This is a genomic window from Pseudomonas sp. MPB26, assembly GCF_046605355.1.
In the GTDB taxonomy this organism is placed as follows: domain Bacteria; phylum Pseudomonadota; class Gammaproteobacteria; order Pseudomonadales; family Pseudomonadaceae; genus Aquipseudomonas; species Aquipseudomonas cedrina.
Genome location: NZ_CP176793.1, coordinates 4,711,567 through 4,727,431, shown reverse-complemented (window position 1 = coordinate 4,727,431; position 15,865 = coordinate 4,711,567). Strand labels below are relative to the sequence as shown.

Genomic DNA, 15,865 nt, shown 5'->3' with positions numbered 1-15,865 from the left:
GAAATGCAGTCAGTGTGGGAGCTGGCTTGCCTGCGATAGCGGTCTGACGTTCAACCTCCGTGTCGACTGATGCACCGCCATCGCAGGCAAGCCAGCTCCCACATTTTGACCCGGTTGTGCCAGAGAATTTGAGTCAAGCCTACTGTTGCGGAGCGCCAGCCCCCATGAAGCACACTGTCATCCTTGTCGTGCTCGACGGCCTGAATTTCGAGGTTGCGAGGCTCGCCATGGGGCACTTGCAGGCCTATGTCGGCGCAGGACGCGCAGCCCTCTACACACTGGAATGTGAACTGCCCGCCCTGTCCCGCCCGCTGTATGAATGCATCCTGACCGGCGTGCCTCCGATCCGAAGCGGCATCGTGCATAACAACGTCTCGCGCCTGTCCAACCAGCGCAGCGTTTTCCATTACGCCACCGACGCAGGCCTTACCACGGCGGCGGCGGCTTATCACTGGGTCAGCGAGTTGTATAACCGCACGCCCTTTCTCGCCGCCCGCGACCGTCATACCGACGACAAGGCGTTGGCGATCCAGCACGGGCATTTCTACTGGAATGACCACTACCCCGATTCCCACCTGTTCGCCGATGCCGAAAGTCTGCGCCTCAAGCACGCGCCGCACTTTTTGCTGGTGCACCCGATGAACATCGACGACGCCGGCCACAAGCACGGCCTCGACACCCCGCAGTACCGCAACAGCGCACGCTCGGCCGACATCATCCTGGCCGATTACCTGCAAGCCTGGCTCGACGCCGGCTACCAGGTGCTGATAACCGCCGACCACGGCATGAACAACGACCGCTCCCACAACGGCCTGCTGCCGGAAGAACGCGAAGTGCCGCTGTTCGTGCTCGGTGATGCCTTCAGCCTGGACCCCAACGCCGCGCCGAAACAGACCGAACTCTGCGGCACCGTCTGCGAGCTGCTGGGCGTGCCCCACGACAAACCTGTGTGCCGGGAGCTGCTGAAATGAACCGCGGCAAATGGCTGGCGCTGCTGTGCCTGGTGCCTTTCGCACTGTTCTTTATCGTGTTCGAAATCGCACCGCTGGTGTGGGTGCTGATCAACAGCCTGCAAACCGAAGAAGCCGGCTGGGGCGTGGAAAACTTCGTACGCATCTTCAGCTCGAAGTTTTACCTGCAAGCCATCCAATTCAGTCTGGAGATCAGCTTCTACTCCAGCGTCTTCGGCATCATTATCGCCACGCTGGGCAGCTACTCCCTGCGGCGCGTGGATTCGCCGCTGCGCAACTTCGTCACCGCGTTCGCCAACATGACCAGCAACTTTGCCGGCGTGCCCCTGGCGTTCGCGTTCATCATCCTGCTGGGCTTCAATGGCAGCATCACCATCATGCTCAAGCAGGCGGGGATCATTCAGGACTTCAACCTGTACTCCAAGACCGGCTTGATCATTCTCTATACCTACTTCCAGATTCCGCTGGGCGTGTTGCTGTTGTACCCGGCCTTCGATGCGCTGCGCGAAGACTGGCGCGAGTCCGCCGCCCTGCTCGGCGCCAATGGCTGGCAGTTCTGGCGGCATATCGGCCTGCCGGTGCTCACTCCGGCGCTGCTGGGGACTTTCGTGATTCTGCTGGCCAATGCCTTGGGCGCCTATGCAACGGTCTACGCCTTGACCACCGGCAACTTCAACGTGCTGCCGATCCGCATCGCGGGGCTGGTGTCCGGCGACGTGTCCCTTGACCCGAACCTGGCCAGCGCCCTGGCCGTGGTGCTGGTGGCCCTGATGACCGTGGTCACTGTGGTCCATCAACTGCTGCTCAAGAGGAGCTACCATGTCTCGCGCTGAAGCCGGCCCGGCCTCGCTCTACCATCGGGTCGTGGTGTACGTGTTGTTTGCAATCCTGGTGCTGCCCCTGGTAGGCACCTTTGTCTACTCGATTGCCAGCAGCTGGTCGGCGACCATCCTGCCGGCCGGCTTTACCCTGAAGTGGTACATACAGCTGTGGAGCGACCCGCGCTTCCTGATGGCCTTCGGGCAATCCTTGCTGGTGTGCGTCGGCGCGCTGATCCTGTCGGTGGTGCTGATCCTGCCGCTGCTGTTCGTGGTGCATTACCACTTCCCCAGGCTCGACGCGCTGATGAACATCCTGATCCTGCTGCCTTTTGCAGTGCCGCCGGTGGTGTCGTCGGTGGGCCTGCTGCAACTCTATGGTTCGGGGCCGATGGCGATGGTCGGCACGCCGTGGATCCTGATCGGCTGCTACTTCACCGTGGCCTTGCCGTTCATGTACCGGGCGATTACCAACAACCTGCAAGCCATCAACCTGCGCGACCTGATGGACGCCTCGCAATTGCTCGGCGCCAGCACCTGGCAGGCGGCGATCCTGGTGGTGCTGCCGAACCTGCGCAAAGGCCTGATGGTCGCGCTGCTGCTGTCGTTCTCGTTTCTGTTCGGTGAGTTTGTGTTTGCCAATATCCTGGTCGGCACCCGCTACGAAACCCTGCAGGTGTACCTGAACAACATGCGCAACAGCAGCGGCCACTTCACCAGCGCCGTCGTGATTTCCTATTTCTTCTTTGTGCTGGTGCTGACCTGGGCCGCCAACATCTTGAACAAGGACAAAAGCCAATGAGCTTCGTCAGCGTCCAACACCTGCAAAAAAGCTACGCCGACACCCCGGTGTTCAGCGATATCAACTGCGAGGTCGCCAAGGGTGAGTTCGTCACCCTGCTTGGCCCGTCCGGCTGTGGCAAGTCCACGCTGCTGCGCTGCATCGCCGGGCTGACCTCGGTAGACAGCGGGAAAATCCTGCTGGATGGCCAGGACATCGTGCCGCTGAGCCCGCAGAAACGGCATATCGGCATGGTGTTCCAGAGTTACGCGCTGTTTCCCAACATGACCGTGGAACAGAACGTCGCCTTCGGCCTGCGCATGCAAAATGTCAACGCCGACGACAGCCACAAGCGCGTGCAGCAAGTGCTGCAACTGGTGGAGCTCAAATACCTGGCCGGCCGCTATCCGCACCAGATGTCCGGCGGACAGTGCCAGCGTGTCGCCCTCGCCCGCTCACTGGTGACCCGTCCGCGCCTGCTGTTGCTGGATGAGCCGCTGTCGGCGCTGGATGCGCGGATTCGCAAGCACTTGCGCGAGCAGATTCGCCAGATCCAGCGCGAGCTGGGGCTGACCACGATCTTCGTGACCCATGACCAGGAAGAAGCCCTGACCATGTCCGACCGCATCTTTTTGATGAACCAGGGCAAGATCGTGCAGAGCGGCGATGCCGAAACCCTCTATACCGCGCCGGTGGATGTATTTGCCGCCGGGTTTATCGGCAACTACAACCTGCTCGATGCCGACAAGGCCAGTCAGTTGCTGCAACGGCCAATCAAAGGGCGAATTGCCATTCGCCCGGAGGCCATCGAGCTGAGCCGCGAGGGCGAACTGGACGCGCTGGTGCGCAGCCACAGCCTGTTGGGCAACGTGATTCGCTACCGCATCGAAGCGCGCGGCGTTGAACTGGTGGTGGACGTACTCAACCGCTCGGCCGACGACCTGCACCCCAACGGACAGCGCCTGGCACTTTCCATCGACCCGAGCGCCCTGTGTGAAGTAGCCTGACGCAACGTTTATTTCAGAGAGCACGAAGGATGGCATTGGTAATTTTTGACCTGGACGACACCCTGATCCACGGCGACTGCGCGACCCTGTGGAGCGAGCAGATGGGCCGCCTGGGCTGGGTCGACCCGGAATCGTTCATGCGCAGGAACAATGAACTGATGGACGCCTACAGCCAGGGCCAGCTGCGCATGGAGGACTTCATGGACTTCAGCCTGGAGCCGATGATCGGCCGCACGCCGGCAGAAATCGAGCATCTGGTGGAACCGTGGGTCGAGGACGTGATCGAGCCGTTGATCTACAGCGATGCCACCAAAACCATCGCCCGTCACCGCGCAAACGGTGACCGGATCCTGGTGATCTCCGCGTCGGGCACGCACCTGGTCACGCCGATTGCAGCGCGGATCGGCATCGATGAAGTGCTGGGGATCAACCTTGACGTCAGCCATGGCGTTTACAGCGGGCGCACGGCCGGCGTACTGACCTATCGCGAAGGCAAGATCACGCGGTTGCTGGAATGGCTGGAGCAGGAAGGTGAAACGCTGGAAGGGGCGTACTTCTATTCGGACTCGCGCAATGATTTGCCGTTGCTGCTGAAGGTCGATCACCCGCAAGTGGTGAACCCTGACCCGGTGTTGCGCGAGCATGCCGAGAAAGCTGGGTGGCCCATTCACCATTGGGTCTGACTACGCCCTTGAATTGAAAACCCAATCCCTGTGAGAGCTTGCCTGCGATAGCGGCGGTTCAGATGAAATATTCTTCACGGATACACCGCCATCGCAGGCAAGCCCGATCCTACATTGACTGCATTGCAAATCGAACCTGGCCTACAGCGCAGGTAGGACCGGGTTGTTCTAACAACGTCACGTGACCGTCAACGCCTTGCAATGCTCTCACAGTGCCTCCATAGTGAGTCTGGACTGAGCCCGTCGCTGTACCGCCGGGCTTTTTGCATGTATGCGACCGGACCATATGGAACCGGCTCCCTCAAAGACGGCCTAATATGCGTTATCAATTGCCCCCGCGTCGAATCAGCATGAAGCATCTGTTCCCAAGCACCGCCCTCGCTCTTTTCATTGGTCTCGGCTTCGCGTCGATGTCGACCAATACCTTCGCAGCCAATAGCTGGGACAACCTTCAGCCGGATCGCGATGAGGTAATTGCCAGCCTCAACGTCGTCGAGTTGCTCAAGCGTCATCACTACAGCAAGCCGCCGCTGGACGACGCTCGCTCGGTGATCATCTATGACAGCTACCTCAAGCTGCTGGATCCGTCGCGCAGCTACTTCCTGGCCAGCGATATCGCTGAGTTCGACAAGTGGAAGACCCAGTTCGACGACCTCCTCAAGAGCGGCGACCTGCAGCCCGGCTTCACCATCTACAAGCGTTACCTGGACCGCGTCAAAGCGCGTCTGGACTTCGCCCTGGGTGAGCTGAACAAAGGCGTCGACAAGCTCGACTTCACCCAGAAGGAAACCCTCCTGGTGGACCGCAAGGACGCCCCTTGGCTGACCAGCAACGCCGCGCTTGACGACCTGTGGCGCAAACGCGTCAAGGATGAAGTGCTGCGCCTGAAGATCGCCGGCAAAGAGCCCAAGGCCATCCAGGAACTGTTGACCAAGCGCTACAAGAATCAGCTCGCGCGCCTGGACCAGACCCGCGCCGAAGATATCTTCCAGGCCTATATCAACACCTTCGCGATGTCCTACGATCCGCATACCAATTATCTGTCGCCAGATAACGCGGAAAATTTCGATATCAATATGAGTCTGTCGCTGGAAGGCATCGGTGCCGTCCTGCAAAGCGACAATGATCAGGTCAAGATCGTGCGTTTGGTGCCGGCAGGTCCGGCGGACAAGACCAAGCAGGTCGCCCCGGCCGACAAGATCATCGGCGTGGCCCAGGCCGACAAAGAGATGGTCGACGTGGTCGGCTGGCGCCTGGACGAAGTGGTCAAGCTGATCCGCGGGCCGAAAGGCAGCGTGGTGCGCCTGGAAGTTATTCCGCACACCAACGCGCCGAACGACCAGACCAGCAAGATCGTGTCCATCACCCGTGAAGCGGTGAAGCTCGAAGACCAGGCCGTGCAGAAGAAAGTCCTCAACCTCAAGCAGGATGGCAAGGACTACAAGCTGGGCGTGATTGAAATCCCGGCCTTCTACCTGGACTTCAAGGCCTTCCGTGCCGGCGACCCGGACTATAAGTCCACCACCCGCGACGTGAAGAAAATCCTGACCGAGCTGCAAAAGGAAAAAGTCGACGGCGTGGTCATCGACCTGCGCAACAACGGCGGCGGTTCCTTGCAGGAAGCCACCGAGCTGACCAGCCTGTTCATCGACAAGGGCCCGACCGTGCTGGTCCGCAACGCCGACGGTCGTGTCGACGTGCTCGAAGACGAGAACCCGGGCGCCTTCTACAAAGGCCCGATGGCGTTGCTGGTCAACCGCCTCTCGGCATCGGCTTCGGAGATTTTCGCCGGCGCCATGCAGGACTATCACCGCGCGCTGATCATCGGCGGCCAGACCTTCGGCAAAGGCACCGTGCAGACCATCCAGCCGCTGAACCATGGCGAGCTGAAACTGACACTGGCCAAGTTCTACCGGGTTTCCGGGCAGAGCACCCAACATCAGGGCGTATTGCCGGATATCGATTTCCCGTCGATCATCGACACCAAGGAAATCGGCGAAAGCGCCCTGCCCGAAGCCATGCCGTGGGACACCATCCGCCCTGCGATCAAGCCGGCGTCGGACCCGTTCAAGCCATTCCTGGCGCAGTTGAAGGCTGACCATGACGCCCGCTCCGCCAAGGATGCCGAGTTCGTGTTCATCCGCGACAAGCTGGCCCTGGCCAAGAAGCTGATGGAAGAAAAAAACGTCAGCCTCAACGAAGTCGACCGCCGCGCGCAGCACTCCGATATCGAAAACAAGCAACTCGTACTGGAAAACATCCGCCGCAAGGCCAAGGGTGAGGATCCACTCAAGGAGCTGAAGAAAGAAGACGAAGATGCGCTGCCGACCGAAGCGGAAAAAACCAAACCGGAAGATGACGCCTACCTGGCCGAGACGGGCAGGATCCTGCTGGACTACCTGAAGATCACCAAGCAGGTAGCCAAGCAGTAAATGATGGCGATTTAATGTAGTCACTCCCTGGAGTGTCATCATATAGACATCATTCTGTCGTGAAATGAAGGACCGCAGGTTTCCAGCCTGCGGTCCTTTTTTTTCGATCGAGATCGCCATGACCATGACCGAACAGCTGAATGCACTGGGCTCTATCCTGGCTCAAGGCAGTTTGCACAGCCTGTTCCAACCGATCATCTGCCTGTCCGAACGGCGCATTCTCGGCTACGAAGCCCTGAGTCGCGGCCCCTCCAACAGCCCGCTGCACTCGCCCATAGCGCTGTTCGCCGTGGCTCGCCATACCGGGCGCCTCAGCGAACTGGAAATGGCGTGCCGAGAAAGCGCGTGCCGACGCTTCAGCGAACAGAAGCTGCCGGGCAAGCTGTTCCTGAATGTATCGCCGCAATCCCTGATGGACACGGCGCATCAACCGGGCCGCACCCTGCAACTGCTGCGCGACTTCGGTATCCCGCCCAGCCAAGTGGTGATCGAACTCACCGAGCAGACGCCGACCGACGACTTCGACCTGCTGCAAACCGCCCTGCATCATTACCGTGACATGGGTTTCGCCATCGCCCTCGATGACCTTGGCGCCGGATACTCCAGCCTGCGGTTGTGGTCGGAGCTGCGCCCCGACTACGTGAAAATCGACCGGCATTTCATCGATGGCATTCATCAGGATGCGCTCAAGCGCGAGTTCGTCGGCTCCATCCTGCAGATCGCCAAGGCCTCGCGCGCCCAGGTGATTGCCGAAGGCATCGAGTTGCCCGAAGAGTTGGCGGTACTGACGGAAATGGGCGTGGACCTGGTGCAGGGCTACCTGCTTTGCCGCCCGCAAGAGCAGCCGCCGCAAGAAGCGCGCCTGATGTTGCCCAAGCCGGACAGCGCCAACGTGGCACTGAACGACGAAGGCAGTGATCTCAGCGCGCTATTGAACGAACAGCCGGCAGTGGACCAGGACACCGCCACTGCCCAGGTGCTTGAAGCCTTTCGTCGCCAGGCCAACCTCAACTCCCTGGCGGTGCTGGACGCACGTGGGCAACCGATCGGTATCGTGCACCGGCACTCGCTGTCGGATGCGCTGCTCAAGCCGTTCGCGACCGACCTGTTTGCGCGCAAGCCGATCAGCCGTCTGATGAGTATCGACTTTCTCGCCGTCGAGCTGAGCCAGTCCCTGCAACAGGTCAGCCGCCTGCTGACCAGTCGTGCCCGACAGCGCATCGAAGAAGATTTCATCATCACGCTCAACGGCGACTACCTGGGCCTGGGCCGGGTGATCGACGTGCTCAAGCTGATTACCGAGCTGAAAATCCAGCAGGCGCGTTATGCCAACCCGCTGACCCTGCTACCGGGCAATGTGCCGATCCAGCAATGCCTGACACGCCTGCTGCAACAACAGCGCGAGTCGGTGATCTGCTACGTGGACATTGACAGCTTCAAGCCCTTCAACGATATCTACGGCTACGGGCGTGGGGATGAAGTGCTGTTGTGCCTGGCGCAGTGCCTGAACGACCGCGTCGATCCCAGCCGCGACTTTGTCGGGCATATCGGGGGCGATGACTTTTTGCTGGTACTGGGCCCGCAGGATTGGCGCAAGCGGCTCAATCAACTGCTGGATGACTTCCACACCCAATGCCGGCGCTTCTACCGTGCCGAACACCTCGATGCAGGCTGTTTCGTAGCGTTGAACCGCCAGGGCGCGCGCCAGGAGTTTGCGCTGCTGTCGCTGTCCATCGGCGTGGTGCATTTATATCCAGAGGCCTGCGGGCATCTGGACGCCAGCCAACTGGCGGAGTTGGCGTCGCAGGCCAAGCACCATGCCAAGAACGTGACCGGCTACAGCATCCATGTGATCGACAGCATGGATGCTCTACCTCAAGCTATTTAAGCCTCGGCGGATTCCGGGTACTCGTATTCGAACACCCGCACCACCTCCGAGGCGTGCCAGGAGGCCGCGGCCACGCCATCGGACGGCCCGCTGAAACGCCCCAGGCGCTCTACACATTCAAAGAAGCCGGTACGCGGCAGGCGGCTGGCACCCTGGCTGATCACCAGCGAGCTGCGCAGCGGCTGCTCGGCCTTGGCGTCCAGCGCGGCCAAGTGCTCAAGCGCAGCGGCCAGGGTTTGCATGGCCGGCGTGGGGAACTGCAGGCGCTCCAGCAACGCGCGGTAGGTCAGCAGATGGCGCTGGCGGCGCGCCTGGTCCAGCTCGTTGAGCAACCCATCCCAATGTTGACGGCTGATTCGTAGGCTCAAGATTCATCCCTCCACCCTGCAACGCCCAATTCCCAGGCCAGGCTGCGGCGAATCGCGGCATCCGGCTGGCGTTCACCCTTTTCGATCAGTCCGAGATAGGAAGGGCTGATTCCCACGGTGCGCGCCAGGGCCTCGACGGCCAAGCCCTTGGCTTCGCGCAGGTCGCGCAGATCTGCGAGCGGGCGCAGCACCGGTTCGCAGGCAGCTTGGGCAGTCGAAGAAGAAGGAGGCGGCGAATATTGTTGCTGACCGGCAGCCTTTAGCAGCGCCTGGTACTGGTCCCATGGCAGCACCGCGTATTCGGGTGCGCCATCGCGTGTAATTATCTGAATATCCATGACTGCCCCGTAGGATAACTGCACTTGCTTAGTAGGCTTTTTCCTTAAGCTCTTCCTTAGGAGTGTAATCCTAACAGCCACAAAGGTCGCAGGGGGATATGCCGTGTCATCCGTTTTTTTGTGGGTTTTCCTTGGTCAGCAAGGCTGGCGTCGCTGGCAGGCGCTCGACCACGGCGAGCTTTTCCGGACGCTGGGCGTCACGCCACGCGCGAAAAGCGCTCAGTTCGCCGTCCAGCGTCTTCATGACCCACGCCAGCACGGCGATGTCGTCGAGCATGCCAAACATGGGCAGGAAATCCGGGATCGCATCGATCGGGCTCACGAAGTACATCAGCCCCGCTACCACCGAGATCAGCGCCTTGGCACTGATCGCCCGATACTCGCCGCGCCAGTAGGCCAGGCACAGGGCCTGGAGCAGCTTGAGGTCATCCTTGAGCTTGCCCAGGCGATTGCCCTGGCTTGAGCCTTTGGCGGCGACGGCGAACAGCAGCGTCGGCAAACGCCCACGGCCCAGCAGACGTGCGGCCATGGGCAGGAAACGGGTGAAATTGAAGGGTGGTTTCATTTGTCACTCCAGTTCCAGGCGACATAAAAGGTTATCCACACAAATTGTGGATAACCTTGTGAACAGAGCCTGTTTTCCGGGCTGAAAGCCACGGGTTACAAGGCTTGCAGTCAGATCGGGCGTTTTTTGCGCACTGAAAAAAAACCCAAGATTTCATTGACTTGGCGTTGCTGTGCGGATACCCGTGCTCGAGTCTTATATCAGACTGTTGCCCGGTATGGACGTTCGTTTGGATTGTAGTGAGGTGCCCGGCGAACCACATGTGGAGGTAGGCAACGCCAGATACAACAACGCCCCGTCGAGACGGGGCGTTGGGTGTTCAGGCGCCTGTTACTTCTTGGCAGCCGGTGCAGCAGGGGCTTCAGCCTTGGCTGGGTCCTTGATGGCCAGCAGCTCCAGGTCGAATACCAGCACGGAGTTGGCCGGGATCGCCGGGCTCGGGCTCTGTGCGCCATAGGCCAGGTCGGACGGGATGTACAACTCGACCTTCTCGCCCACGTGCATCAGTTGCAGGCCTTCGACCCAACCCGGGATCACGCCGCTGACCGGCAGGTCAATCGGGCTGCCGCGATCCACGGAGCTGTCAAAGGTGGTGCCGTTGGTCAGCTTGCCGGTGTAGTGAACGGTCACCACGTCAGTCGGCTTAGGCTGAGGGCCATCGGCTTTCTTCACGACTTTGTACTGCAGGCCGGAAGCGGTGGTGACGACGCCGTCTTTCTTGGCGTTGTCTTCGAGGAATTTCTTGCCGGCGGTTGCCGACTCTTCGCTCATCTTGGTCATGCGTTCTTCAGCACGCTTTTGCAGTGCGGCAAACGCCTCAACCAGTTCGTCGTCTTTGAGCTTCTGCTCTTTCTTGCCGACGGCATCTTCGATGCCCTGGGCTACTGCTTTGGAATCCAGGTCATCCATGCCTTCTTGGGCAAGGCTCTTGCCCATGTTCAGGCCGATGCCGTAGGAAGCTTTCTGCGCCGGGGTTTTCAGCTCTACGCTGGTCTGCGAATCACAACCCGCAAGTACCAGGCTAACCAGGGCCACCGCCGCCGCCAACCGATGCTGTTTCATGCTATTTCCTTGTTCATGCGCCAAAAGGGCATTCGAATAAAGTCGCGAGCTTATCAGGCGGCCACGACCAATGGCTACCGGCATGTGAGCAGGAAACGTCTGATAAGTTCACGTGTTTAAACGCATTTTCATTCATCATGGAAGCCCGCGACGGATCGCGGACTGCCTGTTGCCAGGCTCATGGCCACTTGCCGCACCTGTGGCGTAGTGGCATAACAACGAGACGACTCGACAAGACCGAGACAAGGATAGCCCTCTTGCGCATTTTTTCCCGTGTTCTGCTGCTGGTATTCACCCTTGTGGCCCTCTTGCTGGCCGTGGTGATCTATTACACCGTCAACCCCAGGCTGCCCGACTACGTGCCGGTGGAGCAGGTGCATTACCAGGAGCAATGGAGTGCAGCCGACCGCCAGACCTACTACTTCACGCCCCAGGGCACGCAAGTAAAAGGTCTGCACTACGACTGGTTCACCGCCCTGGAGCTGCCGTTTTCCGAGCAACGCTTCGCCGCGCCGGACTACCTGGCGCGCTTCGGTTTCCTGGTGGACCCCAAGCAGGTGCCCAGCGCGCAAAACCCCGGCAACCTGCCGGTGGGGTTCGCCCGGCACAAGAACGCCGGCAGCAACGTCGAATACCTGGACATCACCTGCGCCGCCTGCCACACCGGCCAATTGCACTTCCACAACCAGGCCCTGCGCATTGATGGCGGTTCCGCCCAGCACGTGCTGCCTTCCAGCGTGCCAACTCTGCGCGGCGGCAGTTTCGGCCAGGCCCTGGTCGCGAGCCTTGCGGCCACCTACTACAACCCGTGGAAGTTCGAGCGCTTTGCCCGCCAGGTGCTGGGGGATCGCTACGACGCCGAGCACACGAAACTGCGCCAGGACTTCAAAGCCTCGCTGAACCAGTTCCTCAAGGTGGCCTGGAACGACACCCACCGTGGCCTCTACCCTACCGAAGAAGGCCCCGGCCGCACGGACGCCTTTGGCCGTATTGCCAACGCCAGCTTTGGCGATGCCATTTCCCCAGACAATTATCGCGTCGCCAACGCACCGGTGGACTACCCGCAATTGTGGGATATCTGGACCTTCGACTGGGTGCAATGGAACGGCTCCGCCCAGCAGCCCATGGCGCGCAATATCGGTGAGGCTCTGGGCGTCGGCGCGACGCTGGCCTTTTTTGACGCCGCCGGCCAGCCGCTCCAGGGCGATGCGCGCTACCCGTCCAGCGTACGCGTGCGCGACCTCAACCTGATCGAAGAGACCCTGCAGCGTCTCAAGCCGCCGACCTGGCCAGAGGATCTGTTCGGCGCCATCGACAAGCCACTTGCCGCCCAAGGCCGCGCGCTGTTCGCCGAGAACTGCGCCGGCTGCCATGTGCCCCGTGTCACCGAGGACAATGGCCGCCCCGTGCAGCACCTGAACATGCTGCCCGTGGATGACATCGGCACCGACCCCAACACCGCCAGCAACATTGCCGACCAGCGCTACGACCTCAGCGCGCTGCAATGGGACCCCGCGGAGCTGGCCAAGCTCAACGTCGAACTGCACCCCACACCAAGCGAGCCCCTGGACCTGAAGAAGATGTCCGTGGCCAAGGGCCTGGCGTACGTCACCGCATTCGTCGAAGCCCATGCCTACCGTGCCGCCGGCGTGACCCCGGCCGAACGTCCGCGCCTGGACGGTTACGGCCTGCCCATCGGCGTGCGCGAATTGCGCGCCTACAAAGCGCGGCCGCTGGCGGGCGTGTGGGCCACCCCGCCGTTCCTGCACAACGGTTCGGTGCCGACGATCTACCAGTTGCTCTCGCCTCAGGACGAGCGCAGCAGCACATTCTATAAAGGCACCTTCAACTACGACCCGCACCATCTCGGCTTTGAGACCGGCGCGTTCAAGAATGCCTTCCTGTTCGATACCAAAATCACCGGCAACCACAACAGCGGCCACGAATTCCGTGCCGGCAAACGTGGCAATGGCGTCATCGGCCGCGGCTTGGCGCCGCAGGAACGCTGGGCGCTGCTGGAATACCTCAAAGTGCTGGGCGGCCCGCTGGAGCAACAACTGCCATGATTATCCGTTCCCGATACGATCGACCTTCCCTGCTCGCCCGCCTCTGGCTGCGCATCGGCGCGTTTCTTGGCAAGACCTTGCTGTGGCTGGGGGGCCTCGGCCTGCTCGTCTGGCTGGCGGCGACCGCTTGGTACGCCTGGCAGCACAGCGGCCCGGTGTCGGCCGATGAGCAAGTGCCGCCGGGCGAAGCGGCAATGACCCAAGGCATCATCCAGACGGCGGTGCGCATCGTCGACCAGCACCGCGAGGGCACGCGCTACCTGCGCGACGCCCACGCCAAGGCCCATGGTTGCGTGAAAGCCGAAGTCAGCGTGCTGGCCGACCTCGATCCGACGCTGCGCCAGGGCGTGTTCGCCGAGCCTGGCAAGACCTGGCAGGCGCTGATGCGCTTGTCCAACGGCAACGCCTACCCGCAGTTCGACAGTATCCGCGATGCGCGCGGCATGGCGCTCAAGCTGCTGGACGTGCCGGGCAAACAACTGCTGGCCGATCAGCAAACCCGCACGGAGCAGGACTTCGTGATGTTCAGCCACCCGAACTTCTTTGTCAGCGACGTGGCGGAGTACGCGCAGAACATCGGCGCGCAAGCGGATGGCAAGAAGGTGCTGGCGTTCTTCCCCAAGGTCGACCCGCGCAGCTGGCAAGTGCGCCACTTGTTCATCGCCTTGGCGACCCTGGCGCCCGCACCGGCCAGCCCGACGCAGACCACGTACTTTTCGGTCTCGCCCTACAAGTTCGGCCCAGCCAACGCCAAGTTCCGCGTCGCCCCCGACCCGCAGAGTTGCCCGGAGTATCAATTGCCCAGACAGAACCAGGACCTGCCGAACTACCTGCGCGGCGCCTTGAGCCAGCAGTTGTCCACCGACCGCGTGCCTGCCTGTTTCGTGCTGCAGATCCAGCGCCAGAATCCGCAGAAATTCATGCCGATCGAAGACACCAGCATCGAATGGAAAGAGAGCGATGCGCCCTATGAAACCGTGGCCAAGGTGCGTATCCCGGCGCAGGATTTCGACACGCCCGAGCAGAACCTGGCGTGTGACAACCAATCGTTCAACCCCTGGTTCGGCGTGGCGGAACACCGCCCTGTGGGCGGCATCAACCGCTTGCGCAAGGCGGTGTATGAAGCGGTCAGCGATTACCGTCACAGCCGCAACGCGTCACACTGACTATTTACAAACCTGGCGAATCTCTGTGACGAGCCGGCTCGCCACAAGAGCCTGAGCGTTGAGCCTAGGTCCTCAAAAAAGGTGTGCAGATATCACCGGCCTCGGAGCATTGCGCCAGCAGCCATTGCCGAAAACTGTGCGCCGCCGTTGGCGGGTTGCCGTGCAAAGGCTGCATCAAGTGCAAACGCCCCTGGCTGTGCAGGGTATCTGGCAAGGTCATATGCAGGCGCCGGGCGGCCAGGTCATGACGCACCTGCGCAGTTCAAGGCGCACGGGTGCACAATGGACAGGCTTAGGAAGGATAAAATCTGATGCATTACCTGAAAAAATGTACAGTTTTTTTGAAACATGACGATATAAGTAACAAGGTGCCATGGATGAGGCCCGCAACGCTTATTGAGCCCTCACACCATGTCCCTATTTGCCTTCCTGCGTCGTGACCGTCATGCCCTTCAGCAACTGCTGGCCGCCATCCGGCGCGCAGAGGCACCCGAAGTCAAAGGCTGCAAAGAAGCCCCGGCGGTCCTTGATGCCTGGCGCTTTCTAGAATCATCGAACCGTGAAGCCCAATCGCGCATCAGCCAGCTCGAGGATGAACTCGAATCTGCCCGTGAATTGCTGCGCGAGTCGGCCGCTTCCGCGCTGGCCCATGACATAAGGTTCGATCTGGTGAATCGGGCTTCCAGCGAAGGCCTCTGGGATATGGAAGTGGTGGCCGGCGACCCGGTCAATCCAAAGAACCGCTTTTGGTGGTCGCAACAGTTTCGCAACCTCCTCGGGTTCAATGACGAACGCGACTTCCCCAATGTCCTGGCCAGTTGGGCCAATCGCCTTCACCCGCAAGACAAGCAGGCCAGCCTTGACGCCTTTGCTCGCCATCTCAACGACAAAACAGGCAACACGCCATACAGGGTCAAGAATCGGCTTGCGATGAAGGATGGCACCTACCGCTGGTTTCACGCACAAGGTGAAACGCTGCGTGATGAACGCGGCATGCCAATCCGGGTAGCGGGTTCGCTGCGCGATATTCATGACCAATTGGAACGTGACCTGGAACACGACGTCATCATCACCCGCTTTGAACTGGCCAGGGAGATGCTTTCCGATGGTTTGTGGGACATGGAAGTGATTGCCGGAGACCCGGTGAATCCCAAGAACCCCTTCTGGTGGTCGCCTCAGTTCCGACGATTGCTCGGTTTCGAAACGGTTCAAGAGTTTCCTGACGTCCTGGACAGCTGGGCATCCAGGCTGCATCCGGACGATAAAGAACGGAGCCTCAATGCCTTTGGTGCTCACCTGAACGACAAGTCGGGAAAAACGCCTTTTGACATCGAGTACCGCTTGAAGATCAAGAGCGGCGAGTATCGTTGGTTCAGGGCTCGAGGCCAGACGCGACGTGACGCGCATGGCTCGCCACTGCGCGTAGTGGGTGCGCTGGTGGACGTCCATCTGCAGCACGAACAGCAAGCCCTGCGATCGGCGGAGGTGGATCACCAGCGCACGCTGGAAACCAACATCGCCCAGCTGTCGCAGATTGTCGGGACCATCCAGAGCATCGCCAGTCAGACGAACCTTCTGGCGCTCAATGCCGCCATCGAAGCTGCGCGCGCGGGAGAGGCCGGGCGAGGCTTCGCGGTTGTCGCCGACGAGGTTCGCAAACTGGCGACACGAACCACCGAAGCAACCGAACAGGCTGCTGGAATGATTGCTCGATAATACC

At 60.8% G+C, this 15,865-nt stretch carries 14 protein-coding genes and 2 pseudogenes; 11 read left to right on the top strand and 5 right to left on the bottom strand.

Annotation, left to right across the window (positions count from 1 at the left end; all coding sequences use genetic code 11):
• The first annotated feature begins 164 nt into the window (after positions 1-164).
• The 7 genes from ACLH0H_RS21950 (at position 165) to ACLH0H_RS21920 (ending at position 8,580) form a co-directional block, all read left to right on the top strand.
• On the top strand, positions 165-971 hold the full coding sequence (locus ACLH0H_RS21950) for an alkaline phosphatase family protein (protein WP_411379595.1): 807 nt from the start codon (positions 165-167) through the stop codon (positions 969-971).
• Positions 968-1,804 carry an ABC transporter permease gene (locus ACLH0H_RS21945; protein ID WP_076954758.1) on the top strand — a complete coding sequence of 279 codons (837 nt, stop codon included), beginning with the start codon at positions 968-970 and terminating at the stop codon, positions 1,802-1,804. The genes ACLH0H_RS21950 and ACLH0H_RS21945 overlap by 4 nt, the downstream gene beginning before the upstream one ends.
• Positions 1,791-2,591, top strand: coding sequence for an ABC transporter permease (locus ACLH0H_RS21940; protein WP_076954759.1), 801 nt, complete (start codon positions 1,791-1,793; stop codon positions 2,589-2,591). Before ACLH0H_RS21945 ends, ACLH0H_RS21940 begins: the two co-directional genes overlap by 14 nt.
• Positions 2,588-3,577 (top strand): ABC transporter ATP-binding protein, encoded by a 990-nt coding sequence (locus ACLH0H_RS21935; RefSeq protein WP_411379594.1) that lies wholly within the window; start codon positions 2,588-2,590, stop codon positions 3,575-3,577. Before ACLH0H_RS21940 ends, ACLH0H_RS21935 begins: the two co-directional genes overlap by 4 nt.
• Positions 3,578-3,606: 29 nt before the next feature.
• On the top strand, positions 3,607-4,260 hold the full coding sequence (locus ACLH0H_RS21930; RefSeq protein WP_411379593.1) for an HAD family hydrolase: 654 nt from the start codon (positions 3,607-3,609) through the stop codon (positions 4,258-4,260).
• Between the two features lie 350 nt (positions 4,261-4,610).
• Entirely contained in the window at positions 4,611-6,692 is a 2,082-nt protein-coding gene (locus ACLH0H_RS21925) for a carboxy terminal-processing peptidase (RefSeq protein WP_411379592.1), read from the top strand.
• 118 nt (positions 6,693-6,810) lie between these two features.
• Positions 6,811-8,580, top strand: a complete 1,770-nt coding sequence (locus ACLH0H_RS21920; RefSeq protein WP_411379591.1) for a bifunctional diguanylate cyclase/phosphodiesterase — start codon at positions 6,811-6,813, stop codon at positions 8,578-8,580.
• Here the strand turns inward: ACLH0H_RS21920 and ACLH0H_RS21915 are convergent.
• From ACLH0H_RS21915 to ACLH0H_RS21900, 4 genes are all read right to left on the bottom strand, one after another.
• Positions 8,577-8,948: a hypothetical protein gene (locus tag ACLH0H_RS21915; RefSeq protein WP_005786715.1), complete on the bottom strand. Its 372-nt coding sequence runs from the start codon at positions 8,946-8,948 to the stop codon at positions 8,577-8,579. The two genes, ACLH0H_RS21920 and ACLH0H_RS21915, sit on opposite strands and share 4 nt — an antisense overlap.
• Positions 8,945-9,286: a helix-turn-helix domain-containing protein gene (locus ACLH0H_RS21910; RefSeq protein ID WP_411379590.1), complete on the bottom strand. Its 342-nt coding sequence runs from the start codon at positions 9,284-9,286 to the stop codon at positions 8,945-8,947. The genes ACLH0H_RS21915 and ACLH0H_RS21910 overlap by 4 nt, the downstream gene beginning before the upstream one ends.
• 106 nt (positions 9,287-9,392) lie before the next feature.
• Complete coding sequence (locus ACLH0H_RS21905; RefSeq protein ID WP_411379589.1) at positions 9,393-9,851, bottom strand: YkvA family protein; 459 nt, start codon at positions 9,849-9,851, stop codon at positions 9,393-9,395.
• 330 nt (positions 9,852-10,181) lie between these two features.
• A complete protein-coding gene (locus ACLH0H_RS21900) occupies positions 10,182-10,913 on the bottom strand; it encodes an FKBP-type peptidyl-prolyl cis-trans isomerase (protein ID WP_076954766.1) in 732 nt (243 codons plus the stop codon).
• Positions 10,914-11,170: 257 nt separating this feature from the next.
• On the opposite strand from ACLH0H_RS21900, the gene ACLH0H_RS21895 reads away from it, so the two are divergent.
• Together ACLH0H_RS21895 and ACLH0H_RS21890 are read left to right on the top strand one after the other, a co-directional pair.
• Positions 11,171-12,979, top strand: coding sequence for a di-heme-cytochrome C peroxidase (locus tag ACLH0H_RS21895; protein ID WP_411379588.1), 1,809 nt, complete (start codon positions 11,171-11,173; stop codon positions 12,977-12,979).
• Entirely contained in the window at positions 12,976-14,145 is a 1,170-nt protein-coding gene (locus ACLH0H_RS21890) for a catalase family protein (protein WP_411379587.1), read from the top strand. Before ACLH0H_RS21895 ends, ACLH0H_RS21890 begins: the two co-directional genes overlap by 4 nt.
• Positions 14,146-14,209: 64 nt before the next feature.
• On the opposite strand, the gene ACLH0H_RS21885 is transcribed toward ACLH0H_RS21890, so the two are convergent.
• Complete coding sequence (locus tag ACLH0H_RS21885) at positions 14,210-14,365, bottom strand: hypothetical protein (RefSeq protein WP_411379586.1); 156 nt, start codon at positions 14,363-14,365, stop codon at positions 14,210-14,212.
• A 191-nt stretch (positions 14,366-14,556) separates the two neighbouring features.
• Here ACLH0H_RS21885 and ACLH0H_RS21880 point away from each other — a divergent pair.
• Together ACLH0H_RS21880 and ACLH0H_RS21875 are read left to right on the top strand one after the other, a co-directional pair.
• Positions 14,557-15,579, top strand: a pseudogene (locus ACLH0H_RS21880) (PAS domain-containing protein); the annotation flags it as partial.
• 42 nt (positions 15,580-15,621) lie between these two features.
• Positions 15,622-15,852: pseudogene (locus ACLH0H_RS21875) on the top strand (methyl-accepting chemotaxis protein); the annotation flags it as partial.
• Positions 15,853-15,865: the final 13 nt, after the last annotated feature.

What these genes read in the sequence shown, in the direction of transcription:
- ACLH0H_RS21950 (WP_411379595.1), top strand. Translation starts at nt 165, where the DNA reads ATGAAGCACACTGTCATCCTTGTCGTGCTCGACGGCCTGAATTTCGAG.
- ACLH0H_RS21945 (WP_076954758.1), top strand. Translation starts at nt 968, where the DNA reads ATGAACCGCGGCAAATGGCTGGCGCTGCTGTGCCTGGTGCCTTTCGCA.
- ACLH0H_RS21940 (WP_076954759.1), top strand. Translation starts at nt 1,791, where the DNA reads ATGTCTCGCGCTGAAGCCGGCCCGGCCTCGCTCTACCATCGGGTCGTG.
- ACLH0H_RS21935 (WP_411379594.1), top strand. Translation starts at nt 2,588, where the DNA reads ATGAGCTTCGTCAGCGTCCAACACCTGCAAAAAAGCTACGCCGACACC.
- ACLH0H_RS21930 (WP_411379593.1), top strand. Translation starts at nt 3,607, where the DNA reads ATGGCATTGGTAATTTTTGACCTGGACGACACCCTGATCCACGGCGAC.
- ACLH0H_RS21925 (WP_411379592.1), top strand. Translation starts at nt 4,611, where the DNA reads ATGAAGCATCTGTTCCCAAGCACCGCCCTCGCTCTTTTCATTGGTCTC.
- ACLH0H_RS21920 (WP_411379591.1), top strand. Translation starts at nt 6,811, where the DNA reads ATGACCATGACCGAACAGCTGAATGCACTGGGCTCTATCCTGGCTCAA.
- ACLH0H_RS21910 (WP_411379590.1), bottom strand. Translation starts at nt 9,286, where the DNA reads ATGGATATTCAGATAATTACACGCGATGGCGCACCCGAATACGCGGTG.
- ACLH0H_RS21905 (WP_411379589.1), bottom strand. Translation starts at nt 9,851, where the DNA reads ATGAAACCACCCTTCAATTTCACCCGTTTCCTGCCCATGGCCGCACGT.
- ACLH0H_RS21900 (WP_076954766.1), bottom strand. Translation starts at nt 10,913, where the DNA reads ATGAAACAGCATCGGTTGGCGGCGGCGGTGGCCCTGGTTAGCCTGGTA.
- ACLH0H_RS21890 (WP_411379587.1), top strand. Translation starts at nt 12,976, where the DNA reads ATGATTATCCGTTCCCGATACGATCGACCTTCCCTGCTCGCCCGCCTC.
- ACLH0H_RS21885 (WP_411379586.1), bottom strand. Translation starts at nt 14,365, where the DNA reads ATGACCTTGCCAGATACCCTGCACAGCCAGGGGCGTTTGCACTTGATG.